Source organism: Rhodopseudomonas sp. WA056 (assembly GCF_010906995.1).
In the GTDB taxonomy this organism is placed as follows: Bacteria; Pseudomonadota; Alphaproteobacteria; order Rhizobiales; family Xanthobacteraceae; genus Rhodopseudomonas; species Rhodopseudomonas palustris_G.
Genome location: NZ_QPFS01000030.1, coordinates 23,235 through 41,042 on the forward strand (window position 1 = coordinate 23,235; position 17,808 = coordinate 41,042).

Genomic DNA, 17,808 nt, shown 5'->3' on the forward strand with positions numbered 1-17,808 from the left:
GGACGAGCCCGGCCATGACGCGCGGAGAGGATGGTGTTGATGGCGCGACGCATCATTTCAGCATCTCCGAAGCCGTGATCACCGACTGGGCGATCTCGGCGATCTTCTTCTTCTCGTTCATCGCGGTGGAGCGCAGCAGCACATAGGCCTGCTCCTCGGTCAGGCCCTTGGCCTTCATCAGGATGCCCTTGGCGCGGTCGATCACCTTGCGGTCCTCCAGCGCCGAGCGGGCGTTGCTCAGCTCGGTTTCCAGCTTGGCGAAGGCGTTGAAGCGCGAGATGCACAGATCGAGGATGTGCTTCATCCGCTCCTTCTTCAGCCCGTCGACGATGTAGGCGGAGACGCCGGCATCGACCGAGGCCTGGATCGAGGCGGTGTCGCTCTGGTCGACGAACATCGCGATCGGCCGCTTCACGATCCGGCTGACCTGGAACATCTGCTCCAGCATGTCGCGGCTGGGGTTCTCGAGGTCGATCAGGATCACGTCCGGATCGATCTGGTAGATCCTGGCCAACAGGTTGGTGGTGCCTTCGAGATGGGTGATGTCTGTCATTCCGGCCTCGCGCAGGCCCTCGGTGAGAATCGCGGCGCGAACCGGGTTCTCATCGACGATGACGATGCTGAGCGAGTGGTCCATCACGGGCGGCGGTACCTGCGGAAGGTGGATAGCAGCACAAACCATATCCCGGTCGGCAATTGAAGCAGATTGATTGTGCGGCGCGGGCCGCCCGAGGTTCAAACCGGACGCCGGACCCCGGCGATATTGACGGCGAAACCGCGATCGGGTGGGGTGGGGCAAAACCGCTGTCGTCATCCATCTTCCGGGGAAGAACGCTGATGCCTTTCGTCATGGCCATCGATCAGGGCACCACCTCGTCGCGGGCGATTCTGTTTCGCGCCGACATCTCGATCGCGGCTTCCGCGCAGCAGGAATTCCCGCAGCACTTCCCGGCCTCCGGCTGGGTCGAGCACGAGCCCGAGGACATCTGGGCGACGACCATCGCCACCTGCCGCGCCGCAATGGACAAGGCCGGCGCCGCCGCCGCCGATATCGCCGCGATCGGCATCACCAACCAGCGCGAGACCGTGGTGGTGTGGGATGCCGTCTCCGGCCAGGCGATCCACCGCGCCATCGTCTGGCAGGACCGCCGCACCGCGGAGTTCTGCACCCGGCTGAAGGCCGAAGGGCTGGAGCCGATGATCACCGCCAAGACCGGGCTGATCATCGATCCGTATTTCTCCGGCACCAAGGTCGCTTGGCTGCTCGACAACGTGCCCGGCGCGCGGGCCCGCGCCGAGCGCGGCGAGCTGAAATTCGGCACCGTCGATTGCTATCTGCTGTGGCGGCTGACCGGCGGCAAGGTGCACGCCACCGACGCCACCAACGCCTCGCGCACGCTGCTGTTCAACATCCACGACGGCGCCTGGGACGACGAGCTGCTCAAGCTGCTCGGCGTGCCGCGCTCGATGCTGCCGGAGGTCAAGGATTCCTCGGCGCATTTCGGCGACAGCGTGCCGGAACTGTTCGGCGGCTCGATCACCATCCGCGGCATCGCCGGCGACCAGCAGGCGGCGACCATCGGCCAGGCTTGCTTTACCCCGGGCATGATCAAGTCGACCTACGGCACCGGCTGCTTCGCGCTGCTCAACACCGGTGCGACACCGGTGAAGTCGAACAACAAGCTGCTCACCACCGTCGCCTATCAGCTCGACGGCAAGCGCACCTACGCGCTGGAAGGCTCGATCTTCGTCGCCGGCAGCGCGGTGCAGTGGCTGCGCGACGGCCTCGGCGTGATCAAGCATGCCTCCGAGACCGGGCCTCTCGCCGACAAATCGGATTCAGCGCAGAGCGTGTATCTGGTCCCGGCGTTCGTCGGCATGGGCGCGCCGTATTGGAATCCGCGCGTCCGCGGCGCGCTGTTCGGCCTGACGCGCAACACCGGCCCGGCCGAGCTCGCCCACGCCGCGCTGGAGAGCGTGTGCTACCAGACCTTCGACCTGTGGGCGGCGATGCGCGCCGATTGGCCGGACGCCGACGCGGCCACCACCGTGCTGCGCGTCGATGGCGGCATGACCGCCTCCGACTGGACCATGCAGCGCCTCGCCGATCTGCTCGACGCCCCGGTCGACCGCCCGGTGATCCAGGAAACCACCGCGCTCGGCGCCGCCTACCTCGCCGGCCTCAGTGCAGGCGTCTTCCCCGAGCCACAAAAATTCGCCGACAACTGGCGCCTCGACCACCGCTTCCGCCCCGCCATGAGCGCAGCGACGCGCGAGCGCAAATTGGCGGGCTGGGCGAGGGCGGTGAAGGGACTGCTGGCGACGGACGAGGGGGAGTAAGTGGGAGCTTCGTCGCGATGCCGACCGTGTTGCGCTGGGGACCCTACCGGGCGTTCTTCTACTCGAATGAATCCGGGGAACCTGCTCACGTGCATGTCCGCGCCGGCAACAGCGAAGCCAAGTTCTGGTTGCACGATCTCTCGATTGCGGTGAATGCGGGATTTCCCGCTCACGAGATCGGCGCTATTCTTCGTCACCTCCGCGCGCATCGTGAGTTGCTGGAAGGCAAGTGGCATGAGCACTTTGGAAATTGATGTCGGTGACATCAGACCGGTTGCGGTGGAGTTCACCGCGGACGAACTCGTCGTGACGCTCGCCGATGGCCGGCGGATCGCAACGCCGCTCGATTGGTACCCCAGCCTGCTACACGCGTCTGCGACGGCGCGCACCAATTTCGAGTTGATGCCGATGGGCATTCACTGGCCGGAGCTCGACGAAGACCTCGGCATTGCAGGTATGCTACGCGGTCGATCTGCGACACGCGCTTCACAAGCTTAGCGCAGGGGCGGACGACTGGCGCGTCATTGCCCAAGCACGCCACGTCATGACGTCCTCGCCGAGCACCGTCGGCTATTTCGCGCTTGAGCCGCACCGGCAGCCGGACGACGATTATGCTGTATTAACCCCACGGTGCCCGCGATGATCCTGATCGGCCAATACGACTCCCCCTTCGTGCGCCGCGTCGCGCTCGCGCTGCGGCTGTATGAGTTGCCGTTCGAGCACCGGCCGTGGTCGACCTTCGGCGATGCCGACAAGATTGCGCCATACAATCCGCTGCGCCGGGTGCCGACGCTGGTGCTGGACGATGGCGAGGCGCTGATCGAGAGCACCGCGATCCTGGATTATCTCGACGAACTGGTCGGGCCTGCCATGGCCATGATCGCGGAGAGCGGATCGGCGCGGCGGCAGGTGCTGAAAGTCTGCGCGCTGGCGACCGGGCTTGGCGACAAGGCGGTCAGCCTGGTCTACGAGCGGGTGCTGCGCCAGCAGCAATCCGACGTCTGGGTCGCGCGCTGCGAGGCGCAGATCGGCAGTGTGCTCGACGTGCTGGAGGCGCAACGCGCCGCGATCGCGACGCCGTTCTGGTTCGGCGACACCATCGGCCACGCCGATATCGCGGTCGCCTGCGTGCTGCGCTTCACCGGCGAGGCGCATCCGCATCTGTTCGATGCCGCGCGCCATCCCGCGCTCGCGGCCCATGCGGCGCGCTGCGAAGCCCTGCCGGCGTTTCGCGAGATCGTACAGCCGCTGATCCCGCCGACGCCGGCATAGGCGGGGGAGGAGGGCGACAGCACGTCCGGTTGCCTGATCGCGCGCGGGGTCCATGAGGCTGATCGTCGGATCAGCCTCGGCCATGCGAAGTTGCGCCGCATATTGACAATATTCCTACAAGGACTATAGTCCGTGTCGTCCTGTCCGTGAGGGGCGCTTCTCGAGGGCGCTTGGAAGCGGGACAGATCGTCGGCCGGGAGACCGGCCGGTGAGGGTTTGGCGAAGCTGCATGGTGCAGCGGCGCCGAGCCTGACGCGGCGTCCTGCGCGAGCGGCCTCGCAAGCCGATCGTCCGGGAGGCAGAAGGTCGCCGTCCGCCGCTACTATGAGCGGCTGCCCATCGCGAGGCTGGACGGGACGGAACGAGGCGGGAGAAATCCCCGTGCTCCCCGCGCCCGGAAGAACGGTCCCGACGCCAAAAGATCGCCGCTGGTGGGCGCGCCGTGACGGCGTCGCGCGATGGTTCGCAAGCCATCGCGACCAACCACCAACTTTGCGCCGCGCGGCGCGCCCCCGCCCCTCGTCGTGATGACGACGGGCGCATAGCTCGGGCTCGTTCGAGCCGCGAGATCGCGACGCCGTGGCTGTTTGACAGGCTGAATCGGAACAACGCAGTTCGAGCCGAAGCTCGCGACAAGCCTCGCGATCACGCACGCGCTCGCCCGACTTTCCACCGTCATCGCCCGGGCCATACAACGAGCCGGGCGACCCAGTATCCCAGAGCGCCCGCTGCATCGCTCGAGGCTCACTACGCGCTCTCTGCCATACTGGGTCCCCCGCCTGCGCGGGGGACGACGGCGGAGGCGGCTGATGCGGTGACGGCGGCTTGCGCAGGCGATCACGCCTGCAAGAAGGCCGCCCCGCTGTTATTTCGCCGCGACTTTCTGCTTGCGCCAGGCGAGGTGCAGCGCGCAGGTGCAACCCTGCGGATGCGAGGCCAGAGCGGCGTCGTCGGCCGACAACGCAGCATCGGCTTGCGGCGCCAGTGGCGGCATGCCGGTTTCGTCGGTGGCAACCGTGCTGCGCGCCGGAATGTAGTTCAGCACCGGAGCCAGCCAGCGTTCGGCGGTGGCGACGTCCCAGCCCTTGCGGGCGGCGTAGTCTTCGACCTGGTCGCGTTCGATCTTGCCGACGCCGAAATAGGCGCTCTGCGGATGGCTGAAATACAGTCCCGACACCGACGAGCCCGGCCACATCGCAAAGCTCTCGGTCAGCGTCACGCCGGCGGAGGCTTCGGCGTCGAGCAGCTCGAACAGCGTCGCCTTCTCGGTGTGGTCGGGCTGCGCCGGATAGCCGGGCGCGGGGCGGATGCCCTGATACTTCTCCAGGATCAGATCGTCGGCCGACAGCGTCTCGTCCGGCGCATAGCCCCAGAACTCGCGGCGGACGCGGGCGTGCATCCGCTCGGCGAAGGCTTCGGCGAGGCGATCGGCCAGCGCCTTGACCATGATCGACGAGTAGTCGTCGCGCTCGGCCTTGAACTTGTCGGCGATCACGTCCTCGCCGATGCCGGCGGTGACGACGAAGCCGCCGATATAGTCGGCGACGCCGCTCGCAACCGGCGCGATGAAGTCGCTGAGCGCGGCGTTGGCGCGGCCTTCGCGCTTGTCGAGCTGCTGGCGCAGCGTGTGCAGCGTGGCGATCGGCGAGGTGCGGGCCTCGTTCGCATAGACCAGGATGTCGTCGCCTTGCGCGTTCGCCGGCCAGAAGCCGATCGTCGCCTTGGCGGTGAACCAGTTCTCGGTGACAATGCGGTCCAGCATCTTGCGGGCATCGGCATACAGCGACCGCGCCGCTTCGCCGACCACGCTGTCCTCGAGGATCGCGGGGAAGCGTCCGGCGAGCTCCCAGGCCTGGAAGAATGGCGTCCAGTCGATGTAGTCGGCGAGCTCGGCCAGCGAATAGCTGCTGAAGCTCCGGGTGCCGATGAAGGACGGCTTCACCGGCTTGGTCGCGGCCCAGTCGATCTTGGTGGCGTTGGCGCGGGCTGAGGCCAGCGTCAGCCGCTTCTTGTCGGCCTGGGCGCGGTGATGCGCGGCCGAGATCTTGGCGTAGTCGGCACGCACCTCCGCCGCATAGGCGGCGCCCTTGTCCTTCGACAGCAGCGAAGAAGCGACGCCGACCGCACGGCTAGCGTCGTTGACGTGCACCACGCTGCCGGCGGGATAGGCCGGGTCGATCTTCACCGCGGTGTGGACGCGGCTCGTCGTCGCGCCGCCGATCAGCAGCGGAACGTCAAAGCCGTTGCGCTGCAGCTCGCCGGCGAGGAAGCTCATCTCATCGAGCGACGGCGTGATCAGCCCGGACAGGCCGATGATATCGGCGTTCTCGGACTTCGCGGTCTCGATGATCTTGGTGGCCGGCACCATCACGCCGAGGTCTATCACCTCGAAATTGTTGCACTGGAGCACGATGCCGACGATGTTCTTGCCGATGTCGTGGACGTCGCCCTTGACGGTGGCGAGCACGATCTTGCCGGCGGTGGCACGTTCGCCGGTATCGGTGCCGGCGGCGAGATTGCGCGCCTTCTCCTCTTCCATGAACGGCATCAGATAGGCGACCGCCTGCTTCATCACGCGGGCGGATTTCACCACTTGCGGCAGGAACATCTTGCCGTCGCCGAACAGGTCGCCGACCACGTTCATGCCGGCCATCAGCGGGCCTTCGATCACGTGCAGAGGACGTTCCGCTTTCGCGCGCGCTTCCTCGGTATCCAGCTCGATATATTCGGTGATGCCGTGCACCAGCGCGTGGCTGAGCCGCTGCTCGACCGGCCAGCTCCGCCAGGCGAGGTCCTGCTCCTTCACCTGCTTGCCCTGGCCGCGATATTTCTCGGCGAGCGCCAGCAGCCGCTCGGAGGCGCCGGGATCGCGGTTGAGGATGACGTCCTCGCACACCTGGCGTAGCTCGGGGTCGATGTCGTCGTAGACGATCATCTGCCCGGCATTGACGATGCCCATGTCCATGCCGGCCTTGATGGCGTGATACAGGAACACCGAGTGCATCGCCTCGCGCACCGGCTCGTTGCCGCGGAACGAGAAGGAGAGATTGGACACGCCGCCGGAGATGTGCGCGTGCGGCAGGTTCGAACGGATCCAGCGCGTCGCCTCGATGAAATCGACGCCGTAGTTGTTATGCTCTTCCAGGCCGGTGGCGATCGCGAAGATGTTGGGATCGAAGATGATGTCTTCCGGCGGGAAGCCGATGCGGTTGACGAGAATGTCGTAAGCACGGGCGCAGATCTCGGTCTTGCGCGCGTAGGTGTCGGCCTGGCCGGTCTCGTCGAACGCCATCACCACCACGGCGGCGCCGTGACGCTTGGCGATGCCCGCCTCGTGGATGAACTTGTCCTCGCCCTCTTTGAGCGAGATCGAGTTCACCACCGGCTTGCCCTGCAGGCACTTCAGCCCGGCCTCGATCACGTTGAACTTCGAGGAGTCCACCATCACCGGCACCTTGGCGATGTCCGGCTCGGCGGCGACGAGGTTGAGGAAGGTGACCATCGCGGCTTCAGAATCGAGAAGCCCTTCGTCCATGTTGACGTCGATGATCTGGGCGCCGTTCTCGACCTGATCGCGCGCCACCTGCAGCGCGGCGGCGTAGTCGCCGGCGGTGATCAGTTTGCGGAATTTCGCCGAGCCGGTGACGTTGGTGCGCTCGCCGACATTGACGAACGGGATATCCTTGGTGAGGTCGAACGGCTCGAGCCCGCTCAGCCGCAGCCGCGGTTCGATCGTCGGGATCACGCGCGGCTTGTGCGGCGCGACGGCGTCCGCAATCGCCTTGATGTGGGCCGGCGTGGTGCCGCAGCAGCCGCCGACGATGTTGACGAGGCCGGCTTCGGCGAACTCGCCGACCAGCGAGGCCATGTATTCCGGGCTCTCGTCGTATTGGCCGAATTCGTTGGGTAGGCCGGCATTGGGATAGGCGCACACCAGCGTATCGGCGACGCGGCCGATGTCGGCGATGTGGGCGCGCAGATCCTTGGCGCCGAGCGCGCAGTTGAAGCCGATGGTCAGCGGCGCCGCGTGCCGCACCGAATTCCAGAACGCCTCGGGCATCTGGCCCGACAGCAGGCGGCCGGATTTGTCGGTGATGGTGCCGGAGATCATCACCGGCACGTCGATGCCGCGGGCTTCGGTGATCTCGGCGATGGCGTACAACGCCGCCTTGGCGTTGAGCGTGTCGAAGATGGTCTCGAGCAGCAGGATATCGGCGCCGCCGTCGAGCAGGCCGTTGATCTGCTCGGCATAGGCGATGCGCAGATCATCGAACGTTACCGCGCGATAGCCGGGATTGGCGACGTCCGGCGAGATCGAGGCGGTGCGGTTGGTCGGGCCGATCGCGCCGGCGACGAAGCGCGGCTTGCCATCCTCGGCTTCGACCTTGACGGCGGCATTGCGGGCGAGGCGGGCGCCGTCGCGGCTCATCTCGTAGGCAAGGTCCGACATGTCGTAGTCGGCCTGGGCGATCGAGGTCGAGGAGAAGGTGTTGGTCGCGACGATGTCGGCACCGGCGCGCAAATACTGCGCATGGATGTCCTCGATCGCCTGCGGCTGGGTCAGGATCAAGAGGTCGTTGTTGCCGCGCAGGTCGCGGTGGAAATCCTTGAACCGCTCGCCTCGGAACGCAGCTTCGTCGAGCTGCAACTGCTGAATCATCGTCCCCATCGCGCCGTCGAGCACAAGGATGCGCTGCGCGGCGAGGGCACGAAGACGATCGGCGATCGGGCTTTTGGAAATCGACATTTGCAAATTACTCAGCGCGGCTCCCTCTCCCCGTCGGGGAGAGGGCTGGGGTGAGGGGGATCGAACGCATGCGGTCTGATCGTTCGAGCATTCGTTTCGAGTACGCCGTCGATGTTCGACAGCACGTCGTTGTTCCAGAACCGAATGACCAGATAGCCCATCGCGGAGAGTACTTCCGTCCGCGCCGCATCTTGCTCGGTCTGTTGTCCATGTTGTCCGCCGTCGAGTTCGACGACGAGCCGCGCTTCGGTGCAGCAGAAGTCGACGACAAATCGGTCGATCGGGAATTGGCGTTTGAATTTCCAGCCATCGAGCTGGCGATTGCGCAGACGCCGCCACAGCAACGTTTCAGCCTGCGTCGGCTGAGCCCGCAGGCGTCTGGCGATCGGTGTACGCGTGGTGCGGACGATCATTGGCGCCTGTGCCCCCTCACCCCAACCCTCTCCCCAAAGGGGAGAGGGGGCGGGCGGTGCGCTTGGAGAGTTCAGTTGCAAACTCACGCGGCTTGCCTTGCCGCCTGCGGCCGGAAGCCCAGCAGATGGCTGATGGCGAACACCAGGTCCGCGCGGTTCATGGTGTAGAAGTGGAAGTTGTTGACGCCGTGCTTGGCGAGCTTGTGCACCTGGCCGGCCGCGACGGTGGCAGCCACCAGCTTGCGGGTGTCGGGATCGTCGTCGAGCCCTTCGAATTGCTTGGCCAGCCAGTCCGGTACGCTGGCGCCCGCGCGGGCCGCAAAGCCGGCGGCCTGCTTGAAGTTCTGCACCGGCAGGATGCCCGGCACGATCGGGATATCGATGCCGCGGGCGCGGACGCGGTCGAGGTAGCGGAAGTACAGGTCGTTATCGAAGAAGAACTGAGTGATGGCGCGCGTCGCGCCGGCATCGACCTTGGCTTTCAGGATATCGAGGTCGGCATCGAAGCCGGTGCTCTCCGGATGCTTCTCCGGATAGGCCGACACCGTGACGTCGATGTCCGGATAGCGGCGCTTGATCGAGGCGACGAGGTCGGCCGAGCTGCGATAGCCCTGCGGATGCGGCGTGTAGGTGCCGCCGAGGCCGGTGGTCGGATCGCCGCGCAGCGCCACGATATGTCGGACGCCGATGTCGTGATACCGCGTCACCACCTCGTCGACATCGCCACACGGAGCGTCGACGCAGGTTAGATGCGCCGCCGGGGTCAGATCGGTTTCTTTCAGAATGCGCGCGATGGTGGCGTGGGTACGCTCCCGGGTGGAGCCGCCTGCCCCATAGGTGACCGAGACGAAGCTCGGATGCAGCGGCGCCAGCCGGCTGATCGCCTGCCACAAATTGCGTTCCATCTCTTCGGTCTTCGGCGGGAAGAACTCGAAAGAAATTGCCGGAAGCTGTTGCGGCAGGTCGCTCATCTGATGGTCATCCAGTTTGAAAGGGCGGTTCGGGTGTCCACAGGCACGTGCGGCTGCTCAACGATCAGGAACCTCCACGAACCGCGTTAAATTAGGCCGAACTGCTTTCGGCGGCCAGCCCACTTTGGGAGGTGGTGGCTTGGGAAGTTGCCCAAAATAGTCAATTTAGTCCGCTCTATGGGGGCGTGAGCTGTGTGATAGTGGGCAGGATATGCGGCGCGCATGCCTTAAAAATCTGCGATACGACAGATGTTTATGTGCAGTGCAGCGATCCGCGCAGAGCGGGGTCCATCAGACTCCTCCAAGCTTGCGGTCGTTCTGCCCACTCCGAGAATAGGAGGCAAGGCATCACCGAATTGCCTAGCCCATTACCTTTGCGCAGGCCTCGGTTGAGCACTAGGTTATGGACATGTTGCCGCTCTCGATCCTCGACCTGTCTGTCGTCACCACCGGCACACCACCGGCGGTCGCCCTACGCAACTCGATCGACTTGGCGCGCCACGCGGATTCGCTGGGCTATGTGCGTTACTGGCTGGCCGAGCATCACAATCTGCCATCGGTCGCCAGTCCGGCGCCCGAGATCATGATCGGACAGATCGCGGCGGTGACCGAACGCATCCGCGTCGGTTCCGGCGGCGTGATGCTTCCCAACCATGCACCGTTGATGGTGGCCGAGCGATTCAAGATGCTGGAAGCGCTGTTCCCCGGCCGGATCGATCTCGGCATCGGCCGCGCGCCGGGCACCGATCAGGCAACGATGCACGCGCTCCGCCGCCGACTCGACGGCCGCGAGGGCGACGATTTTCTGGAGCGGCTGCAGGAGCTGACCCTGTGGGAAACGCGCGGCTTTCCGCCGCGTCATCCCTACAACAGCGTCGTGGCGATGCCCGACGACACACCGTTGCCGCCGATCTGGCTGCTGGGTTCCAGCGACTACAGCTCCGAACTCGCCGCCCAGGTCGGCATGGGCTTCGCGTTCGCGCATCACTTCGCCTCGCACGACGCGGTCGAGGCGCTGACGCACTACCGCAGCAACTTCCGTCCGACCCGCTGGCGCTCGACGCCGCACGGCATTCTCGCCGTTGCCGCCGTGGTGGCCGACACCGACGAAGAGGCGGAGCGGCTGGCGAGCTCGATGGATCTCAGCCGCCTGCTGCGCGACCGCGGCCGCTACGTGCCGCTGCCGAGCGTCGAGGAAGCGCTGTCCTATTCGTACACCGAAGCCGACCGTGCCTCGATCACGCGCAATCGCTCGCGTCTGTTCGTCGGCAGTCCGGCGACGGTGCGGCAGGCGTTGCAGCCGCTGATCACCGCCAGCCGCGCCGACGAGCTGATGGTGATCACCGCGACCTACGACCACGAAGCGCGCAAGCGGAGCTATAGCTTGCTGGCCGACGCCTTCCAGCTGCCGCGCGTGGCGGCATAGTTCGGTGCTGTCGCAAAGTTCGTCATTGCGAGCGCAGCGACGTAATCCAGAGGCTCCGTGCACGGAGCTGGATTGCTTCGTCGCTACGCTTCTCGCAATGGCGCTACCCTAAGTCAGCGCTCGCTGAACGTCGCTCGGAACGGGTGTCCTGGATAGACGCCGACGATGCGGAATTCGCGGGAGAAGAACTTCAGTTCGTCGAGCGCGAAAGCGAGGTTGCGATCCTCAGGGTGGCCTTCGACGTCGGCGTAGAACTGCGTGGCGAAGAAATTGCCGTCGACCATGTAGCTTTCCAGCTTGGTCATGTTGACGCCGTTGGTGGCGAAGCCGCCGAGCGCCTTGTACAGCGCTGCCGGCAGGTTGCGGACACGGAAGACGAAAGTGGTGACGAGCTGGCCAGAGCCCTGCTGCGCCCAGCGCGGCTCGCGGGCCAGGACCACGAAGCGGGTGGTGTTGTGAGTCTCGTCTTCGATGTCCTCGGCGAGGATGTCGAGGCCGTAGATCTGCGCCGCCAGCCGCGAGGCGATCGCCGCGCAGCTCTTGTCGCCGCGCTGGGCGACGACGCGGGCCGAGCCCGCGGTGTCGCCGGCGACGATCGGCTTCAGGCCGAATTTGCGGATGATCCGCCGGCACTGGCCGAGCGCGTGGACGTGGCTTTCGACCGTCTTGATGTCTTCGAGCTTGGCGCCGCGCACCGCCACGAGCTGATGCCGGATCGGCAGAAACCATTCGCCGACGATGAACAGTTTCGAGGTCGGCAGCAGGTGATGGATGTCGGCGACGCGGCCGGCGACCGAGTTCTCGATCGGGATCATGCCGAGATCGGCTTCGCCCGAGGCGATCGCGCTCAGCGCGTCCTCGAAAGTGGCGCAAGGCATCGCCTCGGCCGGGTAGGCGTCGCTGATCGCGATGTGAGAATTGGCGCCGGGTTCGCCCTGGAATGCGATTTTCATGGTCTGGGTCATAGCGTCCTGTGTCTGGCGAGCGTTCTAGCAGCCGCAGCGGTTTTCGCCAGAGGGGCGGCTCAGCCGACCAGCACGCGCCGCGCGGTCTCGAGATCGGCCGGCGTATCGACCCCGCGCGGCACGCTGTCGACGATGCCGACGTCGATCCGCATGCCGGCCTCCAGCGCACGGAGCTGTTCGAGCTTTTCGCGACGTTCCAGCGGAGAAGGGGGCAGCGCCACGAAGCGCTCCAGGGCGGCGCGGCGGTAGCCGTACAGGCCGATGTGGTGGTAGCGCGGCCCGTCGCCCCAGGGAGCGGTGGCGCGGGTAAAGTACAGCGCCCGCAACCGGTCCGCAGCCAGCGGCGAGCCGACCACCTTGACCACGTTGGGATTGGTGGCCTCTTCGTCGGTATGGATCTCGGCCGCCAGCGTGGCGATGTCGACGGCGGGATCGGCGAGCGGCGACAGCACGGCCCCGATCTGCTCGGGCCGGATGGTCGGGAAATCGCCCTGCAGGTTGATCACGGTCTGGATCCGGCCCTCCGGATCCAGCGTCTGCAGCGCCTCGAAGATGCGGTCCGATCCGGAAGGATGATCTGCGCGGGTCATCACCACCTCGCCACCATGGGCGGTCACGGCAGCGGCGATCTCCGGGGTGTCGGTGGCCACCGCCACCCGACCGATTTCCGCCGTCTGAGCACGGCGCAGCACCTGCACCACCATCGGCAAACCGGCGATGTCGAGCAGCGGTTTGCCGGGCAGGCGCGTCGCGGCCATCCGGGCAGGAATCAGGACCAAGGTCTCGGGAGCTGTCATCGTCGGGGAATCGCATTGCCGCGAAAGCGAGGATCGCATGTCGCGAATGGTGCAACGCAACGACAGCCCGGAACTGGTATCAGGCTGCCCGATGCGGCGCGCATGAGGCGTTTATACGGGTTGCCAGCGCGGGGGCAAACCGATATCTCATCTCGACTAAAGTAGCGTTGAGAATGCCTCCGATGAACAATGCCCGCTCACGGGCCGGTTCTGAAACGCGAGCGAAAATGGATACTTTCGAACTCAACAAAATCGTCGGGGCGATCTTCGGCACCTGCCTGATCCTGTTGTTGTCGAACTTCGCCGCCCAGGCGATCTTTTCCCCGACCAAACCCGAGAAGCAGGGCTATGCAATCGCGGTGAAGGAGGCGGAGCCTGCTCCCAGCAAGGATGCCGCACCGAAGGCCGACGAGCCGATCGAGAAGCTGCTGCAAACCGCATCGGTCGACCAGGGCTCCAAAGCTGCGAGGAAGTGTGCGGCCTGCCACACCTTCGAGAAGGACGGTCCGAACCGCGTCGGCCCCAATCTTTACGGGATCGTCGGCGACCACCGCGGCGAAGGTCGCGGCGGCTTCAATTTCTCGGCGGCCATGAAGGCCAAGGGCGGCGCCTGGACGTTCGACGAACTGAACAAGTTCCTCGCGAACCCGAAGGGGTACATCCCCGGGACCGCGATGAGCTTCGCCGGCATCCCGAACGACAAGGAGCGGGCGGACCTGATCGCCTATCTCAACAAGAATTCCGACAAGCCCGAGCCGCTGCCGGCGACGGCAGAGAAGTAACGATTTTCCCAACGTTGGCGTTTGAGCGGCCGGGTTCTGCCCGGCCGTTTTGTTTGCGCGCCGGTGCGGATTAAACATCGGTAACCGGGACCTTTCGCCGCAAGTCGGCCGTGTGCGGGGTGTTATCCTCCGCCAAAATCGCCATAATCGGACGAATCCTCAGGCAGGTCCGGTCTGGCCGATCACCGCAGCGAACAGGGATTTCCGTATCGTGACGTTGACCCGACGACATCTTCTCCAGGGCGGCCTGCTGGTCGCTGCGACCCCGGCTCTCAACCTCAGCCCCGGCCTGTTCGCGGTCGGCGCGGCGCATGCCGAGGCTGCGCTGGAGGGGGCGAAGTGGCGGCACGGCCTGTCGCTGTTCGGCGACCTGAAATATCCGGCTGGGTTCGCCCGGTTCGACTATGTCGATCCGAACGCGCCCAAGGGAGGCGCGGCGCGGCAGATCGCGCTCGGCACCTTCGACAATTTCAATCTGGCGGTCGCGGGCGTGAAGGGTAACATCGCCGCCCCGGTCGGGTATCTCTACGAGACGCTGATGACCTCGTCGCTGGACGAGGTCGGCACCGTCTATGGTCTGCTCGCCGAGTCCGCCGCGCATCCCGACGATTTTTCGTGGGTCGTCTACCGATTGCGCACCGAGCCTCGCTGGCACGACGGCAAGCCGGTGACGGCCGACGACGTGGTATTTTCGTTCGAGACGCTGAAGAAATACAGCCCGCGCTACGCCTCGTACTACCGTCACGTCGTCAAGGCGGAGAAGATCGGGGAGCGGGACATCCGATTCACATTCGATGCTCCGGGCAATCGCGAACTGCCGACCATCGTCGGCGAATTGATGATCCTGCCGAAGCATTGGTGGGAAGGCACCGACGCCCAGGGGCGCAAGCGCGACGTCTCGGCGACCATGCTGGAGCCGCCGCTCGGCTCGGCGCCTTACAGGATCAAGGACTTCGTCGCCGGCCGCTCGATCGCGCTGGAGCGAGTCAAGGACTACTGGGGCGAGAAGCTGCCGGCGCGGATCGGCCAGTACAATTTCGACGAACTGCGCTTCGAGTATTTCCGCGACAACACCGTGGCGCTCGAAGCCTTCAAGGCCGACCAGGCCGACTGGATCATGGAGAACTCCGCCAAGCAGTGGGCCACTGCCTACGATTTTCCGGCGATCACCGACAAGCGCGTCGTCAAGGAGGAGTTTCCGATCAACGATTCGGGGCGGATGCAGGCCTTCGTGCTCAACACCCGCCGCGATATGTTCAAGGACGCCCGGGTGCGGCGAGCCTTCAATTATGCGTTCGATTTCGAGGAGATGAACAAGCAGCTCTTCTACGGCCAGTATACGCGGATCGCGAGCTTCTTCGAGGGCACCGAGCTCGCCTCCAGCGGCCTGCCGGAGGGGCAGGAGCTGGCGCTGCTGGAAACCGTGCGCGACAAGGTGCCGGCCGAGCTGTTCACGCAACCCTACACCAACCCGGTCGGCGGCAGTCCGGAGGCGGTTCGCGCCAATTTGCGCGAAGCCATCAGGCTGGTGAAAGAGGCCGGCTTCGACATCCAGAATCGCAAGCTGGTCGATCCGTCCGGCAAGCCGGTCGTGGTCGAGATGCTGGTACGGGATCCGTCCTCCGAGCGCATCGCGCTGTTCTACCGGCCTTCGCTGGAGCGGCTCGGCGTCACCGTCTCGATCCGGGTGGTCGATGATGCGCAGTATCAGAACCGGACTCGTGCGTTCGATTTCGACATCATCACCGACCTGTGGGGCCAGTCGCTGTCTCCCGGCAACGAGCAGCGCGACTATTGGGGATCGCAGTCGGCGGATCAGCAGGGCTCGCAGAACACGATCGGTATCAAGAACCCGGCGGTGGATGCGCTGATCGACAAGGTTATCTTCGCCAAGGATCGTCCCTCGCTGGTCGCGGCGACGCGGGCGCTCGACCGCGTCCTGCTGTGGAACTTCTACGTCGTGCCGCAATTCACCTACGGATTCATGCGCTACGCGCGGTGGGACCGCTTCGGCCACGCGCCGCTGCCTAAATATGCGCGCTCGGGATTGCCGTCGCTGTGGTGGTACGACGCCGACAGGGCCGCCAAGCTTGGCAAGCGCTCTTGAGGATCGCTCCGGGTATGGCGCCGCTCAATCGCCGCAACGTGCTCGCTCTTGGCGTCGGCGCACTTGCGGCGGCCCAGTTTCGCGCCGCCGCCGCCGCCGAGACTCTCGCTCACGGCATGTCGGCGTTCGGGGATCTGAAGTACCCCGCGGATTTCCCCCATTTCGACTACGTCAATCCCGATGCGCCGAAGGGCGGTGTGTTCTCGACCATCCCGTCGGTCCGCGCGTTCAATCAGTCGTTTCTGACCTTCAATTCGCTCAATGCCTATATCCTGAAGGGGGACGGAGCCCAGGGCATGGGCCTGACCTTCACGACCCTGATGGCGCGGGCCGGTGACGAGCCGGACGCGATGTACGGTCTCGCCGCCTCCAGGGTGGCGATCTCCGCCGACGGTCTGAGCTATCGCTTCACGATGCGACCCGAAGCGCGGTTTCACGATGGCAGTAGGTTGACCGCGCGCGATGCCGCGTTCTCGCTCAACATCCTCAAAGCCAAAGGCCATCCAGTGATCACGCAACAACTGCGTGACTTCATCGAAGCGAAGGCCGAGGACGACACCACGCTCGTGGCGACCTTCAAGCCGAAGCGTGGACGGGACGTGCCGCTGTTCGTCGCCGGCTTGCCGTTGTTCTCGGAAGCCTACTATTCCAAGCAGCGGTTCGATGAATCCACCATGGACGTGCCGCTCGGCAGCGGGCCCTACAAGGTCGGCCGGCTGGAATCGGGCCGTTACATCGAATTCGATCGGGTGCCTGATTGGTGGGGCGCCAAGCTCCCGGTCAACATCGGGACTTACAATTTCGACACCGTGCGGTTCGAATTCTATCGCGATCGCGACGTCGCCTTCGAAGGCTTCACCGGGCGGAGCTATCTCTTTCGCGAAGAGTTCACCTCGCGGATCTGGAACACCCGCTACGACTTCCCGGCGGTCCGTGACGGCCGCGTCAAGCGCGATATACTGCCGGACGAAACCCCGTCGGGCGCGCAGGGTTGGTTCATCAACACTCGCCGCGACAAGTTCAAGGACCCACGCGTGCGCGAAGCGCTCGGCTGCGCGTTCGATTTCGAGTGGACCAACAAGACGATCATGTACGGCGCCTATGCCCGCACGGTGTCGCCGTTCCAGAACTCCGACATGATGGCGGAGGGCCCACCCTCGCAGGGGGAGCTGGCGCTGCTCGAACCGTTCCGCGGCAAGGTGCCGGACGAAGTGTTCGCTGTCCCGTTCTCGCCGCCGGCGTCCGACGGCTCCGGTCAGGACCGTTCGTTGTTGCGCCGGGGGGCGCAGCTTCTCAACGAGGCGGGATTCGAGATCAAGAGCGGCAAGCGGCTGACACCATCGGGCGAACCGTTCCGTGTCGAGTTTCTCCTGGACGAGCCGGCATTTCAGCCGCACCACATGCCGTTCATCAAGAATCTCGGCACGCTGGGGATCGATGCCAGTTTGCGGCAGGTCGATCCGGTGCAGCTTCGAGCCAGACGTGACGATTTCGATTTCGATCTGGCGATCGAGCGCTACAGCTTTTCGACCGTGCCGGGCGACGCCCTCCGCAACTTCTTCTCGTCGCAGGCAGCCGCGACCAAGGGCTCCAACAATCTCGCCGGCATCGCCGATCCGGCGATCGACGCGATGATCGACGTTGTGATCGCCGCCGACAGCCGTGCCAAGCTGGTGGTCGCCGCCCGGGCGCTCGACCGGTTGATCCGCGCCGGCCGCTATTGGGTGCCGCAATGGTACTCTGCTTCGCACCGGCTGGCGTATTGGGATGTGTTCGGCCATCCGTCCAAGCTGCCGAAATATGCCGGCGTCGGCGTGCCGGAATTGTGGTGGGCGACCGATACGGCGGCCGCTGGCCGAGGGAAATAGCATGGCCGCCTATATTACCCGCCGCATCCTTCTGATGTTTCCGACGCTGCTCGGGATTCTCTTCGTGTCGTTCGTCGTGGTGCAGTTCGCGCCTGGCTCTTATCCACATCTTACGCTTCA

General features: G+C 65.3%; 14 protein-coding genes. 8 read left to right on the plus strand and 6 right to left on the minus strand.

Annotation, left to right across the window (positions count from 1 at the left end; translation table 11 throughout):
- Positions 1-52: 52 nt before the first annotated feature.
- Entirely contained in the window at positions 53-637 is a 585-nt protein-coding gene (locus DU475_RS08595) for an ANTAR domain-containing response regulator (RefSeq protein WP_114361050.1), read from the minus strand.
- A 200-nt stretch (positions 638-837) separates the two neighbouring features.
- Between DU475_RS08595 and glpK the strand changes: the two genes are divergently transcribed.
- From glpK to DU475_RS08615, 4 genes are all read left to right on the plus strand, one after another.
- Positions 838-2,340 carry a glycerol kinase GlpK gene (gene glpK, locus DU475_RS08600; protein ID WP_164631726.1) on the plus strand — a complete coding sequence of 501 codons (1,503 nt, stop codon included), beginning with the start codon at positions 838-840 and terminating at the stop codon, positions 2,338-2,340.
- Between the two features lie 17 nt (positions 2,341-2,357).
- Positions 2,358-2,594, plus strand: a complete 237-nt coding sequence (locus DU475_RS08605) for a DUF4160 domain-containing protein (protein ID WP_047310092.1) — start codon at positions 2,358-2,360, stop codon at positions 2,592-2,594.
- Complete coding sequence (locus tag DU475_RS08610; RefSeq protein ID WP_047310091.1) at positions 2,575-2,838, plus strand: DUF2442 domain-containing protein; 264 nt, start codon at positions 2,575-2,577, stop codon at positions 2,836-2,838. Before DU475_RS08605 ends, DU475_RS08610 begins: the two co-directional genes overlap by 20 nt.
- A 141-nt stretch (positions 2,839-2,979) precedes the next feature.
- On the plus strand, positions 2,980-3,612 hold the full coding sequence (locus DU475_RS08615; RefSeq protein WP_142883188.1) for a glutathione S-transferase family protein: 633 nt from the start codon (positions 2,980-2,982) through the stop codon (positions 3,610-3,612).
- Between the two features lie 865 nt (positions 3,613-4,477).
- On the opposite strand, the gene metH is transcribed toward DU475_RS08615, so the two are convergent.
- From metH to metF, 3 genes are all read right to left on the minus strand, one after another.
- The gene (metH, locus tag DU475_RS08620; RefSeq protein ID WP_164631727.1) at positions 4,478-8,359 is read right to left on the minus strand and encodes a methionine synthase; all 3,882 of its coding nucleotides are present in this window, start codon (positions 8,357-8,359) and stop codon (positions 4,478-4,480) included.
- 11 nt (positions 8,360-8,370) lie between these two features.
- Positions 8,371-8,772 carry an endonuclease domain-containing protein gene (locus tag DU475_RS08625; protein ID WP_164631729.1) on the minus strand — a complete coding sequence of 134 codons (402 nt, stop codon included), beginning with the start codon at positions 8,770-8,772 and terminating at the stop codon, positions 8,371-8,373.
- Between the two features lie 83 nt (positions 8,773-8,855).
- Positions 8,856-9,743, minus strand: coding sequence for a methylenetetrahydrofolate reductase [NAD(P)H] (gene metF / locus DU475_RS08630; RefSeq protein ID WP_013501419.1), 888 nt, complete (start codon positions 9,741-9,743; stop codon positions 8,856-8,858).
- A gap of 409 nt (positions 9,744-10,152) precedes the next feature.
- Between metF and DU475_RS08635 the strand changes: the two genes are divergently transcribed.
- Positions 10,153-11,169, plus strand: a complete 1,017-nt coding sequence (locus DU475_RS08635; protein WP_164631731.1) for an LLM class flavin-dependent oxidoreductase — start codon at positions 10,153-10,155, stop codon at positions 11,167-11,169.
- A 113-nt stretch (positions 11,170-11,282) separates the two neighbouring features.
- Here the strand turns inward: DU475_RS08635 and DU475_RS08640 are convergent, their stop codons facing one another.
- Together DU475_RS08640 and DU475_RS08645 are read right to left on the minus strand one after the other, a co-directional pair.
- Positions 11,283-12,134, minus strand: coding sequence for a prephenate dehydratase (locus DU475_RS08640; RefSeq protein ID WP_164631733.1), 852 nt, complete (start codon positions 12,132-12,134; stop codon positions 11,283-11,285).
- A gap of 59 nt (positions 12,135-12,193) precedes the next feature.
- Positions 12,194-12,931 carry a 3-deoxy-manno-octulosonate cytidylyltransferase gene (locus DU475_RS08645; RefSeq protein ID WP_164631735.1) on the minus strand — a complete coding sequence of 246 codons (738 nt, stop codon included), beginning with the start codon at positions 12,929-12,931 and terminating at the stop codon, positions 12,194-12,196.
- Positions 12,932-13,158: 227 nt separating this feature from the next.
- Here DU475_RS08645 and DU475_RS08650 point away from each other — a divergent pair, with 227 nt between their 5' ends.
- From DU475_RS08650 to DU475_RS08660, 3 genes are all read left to right on the plus strand, one after another.
- Positions 13,159-13,713, plus strand: coding sequence for a c-type cytochrome (locus DU475_RS08650; RefSeq protein WP_013501423.1), 555 nt, complete (start codon positions 13,159-13,161; stop codon positions 13,711-13,713).
- A gap of 211 nt (positions 13,714-13,924) precedes the next feature.
- Positions 13,925-15,820, plus strand: a complete 1,896-nt coding sequence (locus DU475_RS08655) for an extracellular solute-binding protein (RefSeq protein WP_164631736.1) — start codon at positions 13,925-13,927, stop codon at positions 15,818-15,820.
- A 14-nt stretch (positions 15,821-15,834) separates the two neighbouring features.
- The gene (locus DU475_RS08660; protein WP_013501425.1) at positions 15,835-17,688 is read left to right on the plus strand and encodes an extracellular solute-binding protein; all 1,854 of its coding nucleotides are present in this window, start codon (positions 15,835-15,837) and stop codon (positions 17,686-17,688) included.
- Positions 17,689-17,808: the final 120 nt, after the last annotated feature.

Bases quoted from the DNA above. Each gene is read 5' to 3' on its own strand.
- DU475_RS08595 (WP_114361050.1), bottom strand. From the start codon at position 637: ATGGACCACTCGCTCAGCATCGTCATCGTCGATGAGAACCCGGTTCGC.
- glpK (WP_164631726.1), top strand. From the start codon at position 838: ATGCCTTTCGTCATGGCCATCGATCAGGGCACCACCTCGTCGCGGGCG.
- DU475_RS08605 (WP_047310092.1), top strand. From the start codon at position 2,358: ATGCCGACCGTGTTGCGCTGGGGACCCTACCGGGCGTTCTTCTACTCG.
- DU475_RS08610 (WP_047310091.1), top strand. From the start codon at position 2,575: ATGAGCACTTTGGAAATTGATGTCGGTGACATCAGACCGGTTGCGGTG.
- DU475_RS08615 (WP_142883188.1), top strand. From the start codon at position 2,980: ATGATCCTGATCGGCCAATACGACTCCCCCTTCGTGCGCCGCGTCGCG.
- metH (WP_164631727.1), bottom strand. From the start codon at position 8,359: ATGTCGATTTCCAAAAGCCCGATCGCCGATCGTCTTCGTGCCCTCGCC.
- DU475_RS08625 (WP_164631729.1), bottom strand. From the start codon at position 8,772: ATGATCGTCCGCACCACGCGTACACCGATCGCCAGACGCCTGCGGGCT.
- metF (WP_013501419.1), bottom strand. From the start codon at position 9,743: ATGAGCGACCTGCCGCAACAGCTTCCGGCAATTTCTTTCGAGTTCTTC.
- DU475_RS08635 (WP_164631731.1), top strand. From the start codon at position 10,153: ATGTTGCCGCTCTCGATCCTCGACCTGTCTGTCGTCACCACCGGCACA.
- DU475_RS08640 (WP_164631733.1), bottom strand. From the start codon at position 12,134: ATGACCCAGACCATGAAAATCGCATTCCAGGGCGAACCCGGCGCCAAT.
- DU475_RS08645 (WP_164631735.1), bottom strand. From the start codon at position 12,931: ATGACAGCTCCCGAGACCTTGGTCCTGATTCCTGCCCGGATGGCCGCG.
- DU475_RS08650 (WP_013501423.1), top strand. From the start codon at position 13,159: ATGGATACTTTCGAACTCAACAAAATCGTCGGGGCGATCTTCGGCACC.
- DU475_RS08660 (WP_013501425.1), top strand. From the start codon at position 15,835: ATGGCGCCGCTCAATCGCCGCAACGTGCTCGCTCTTGGCGTCGGCGCA.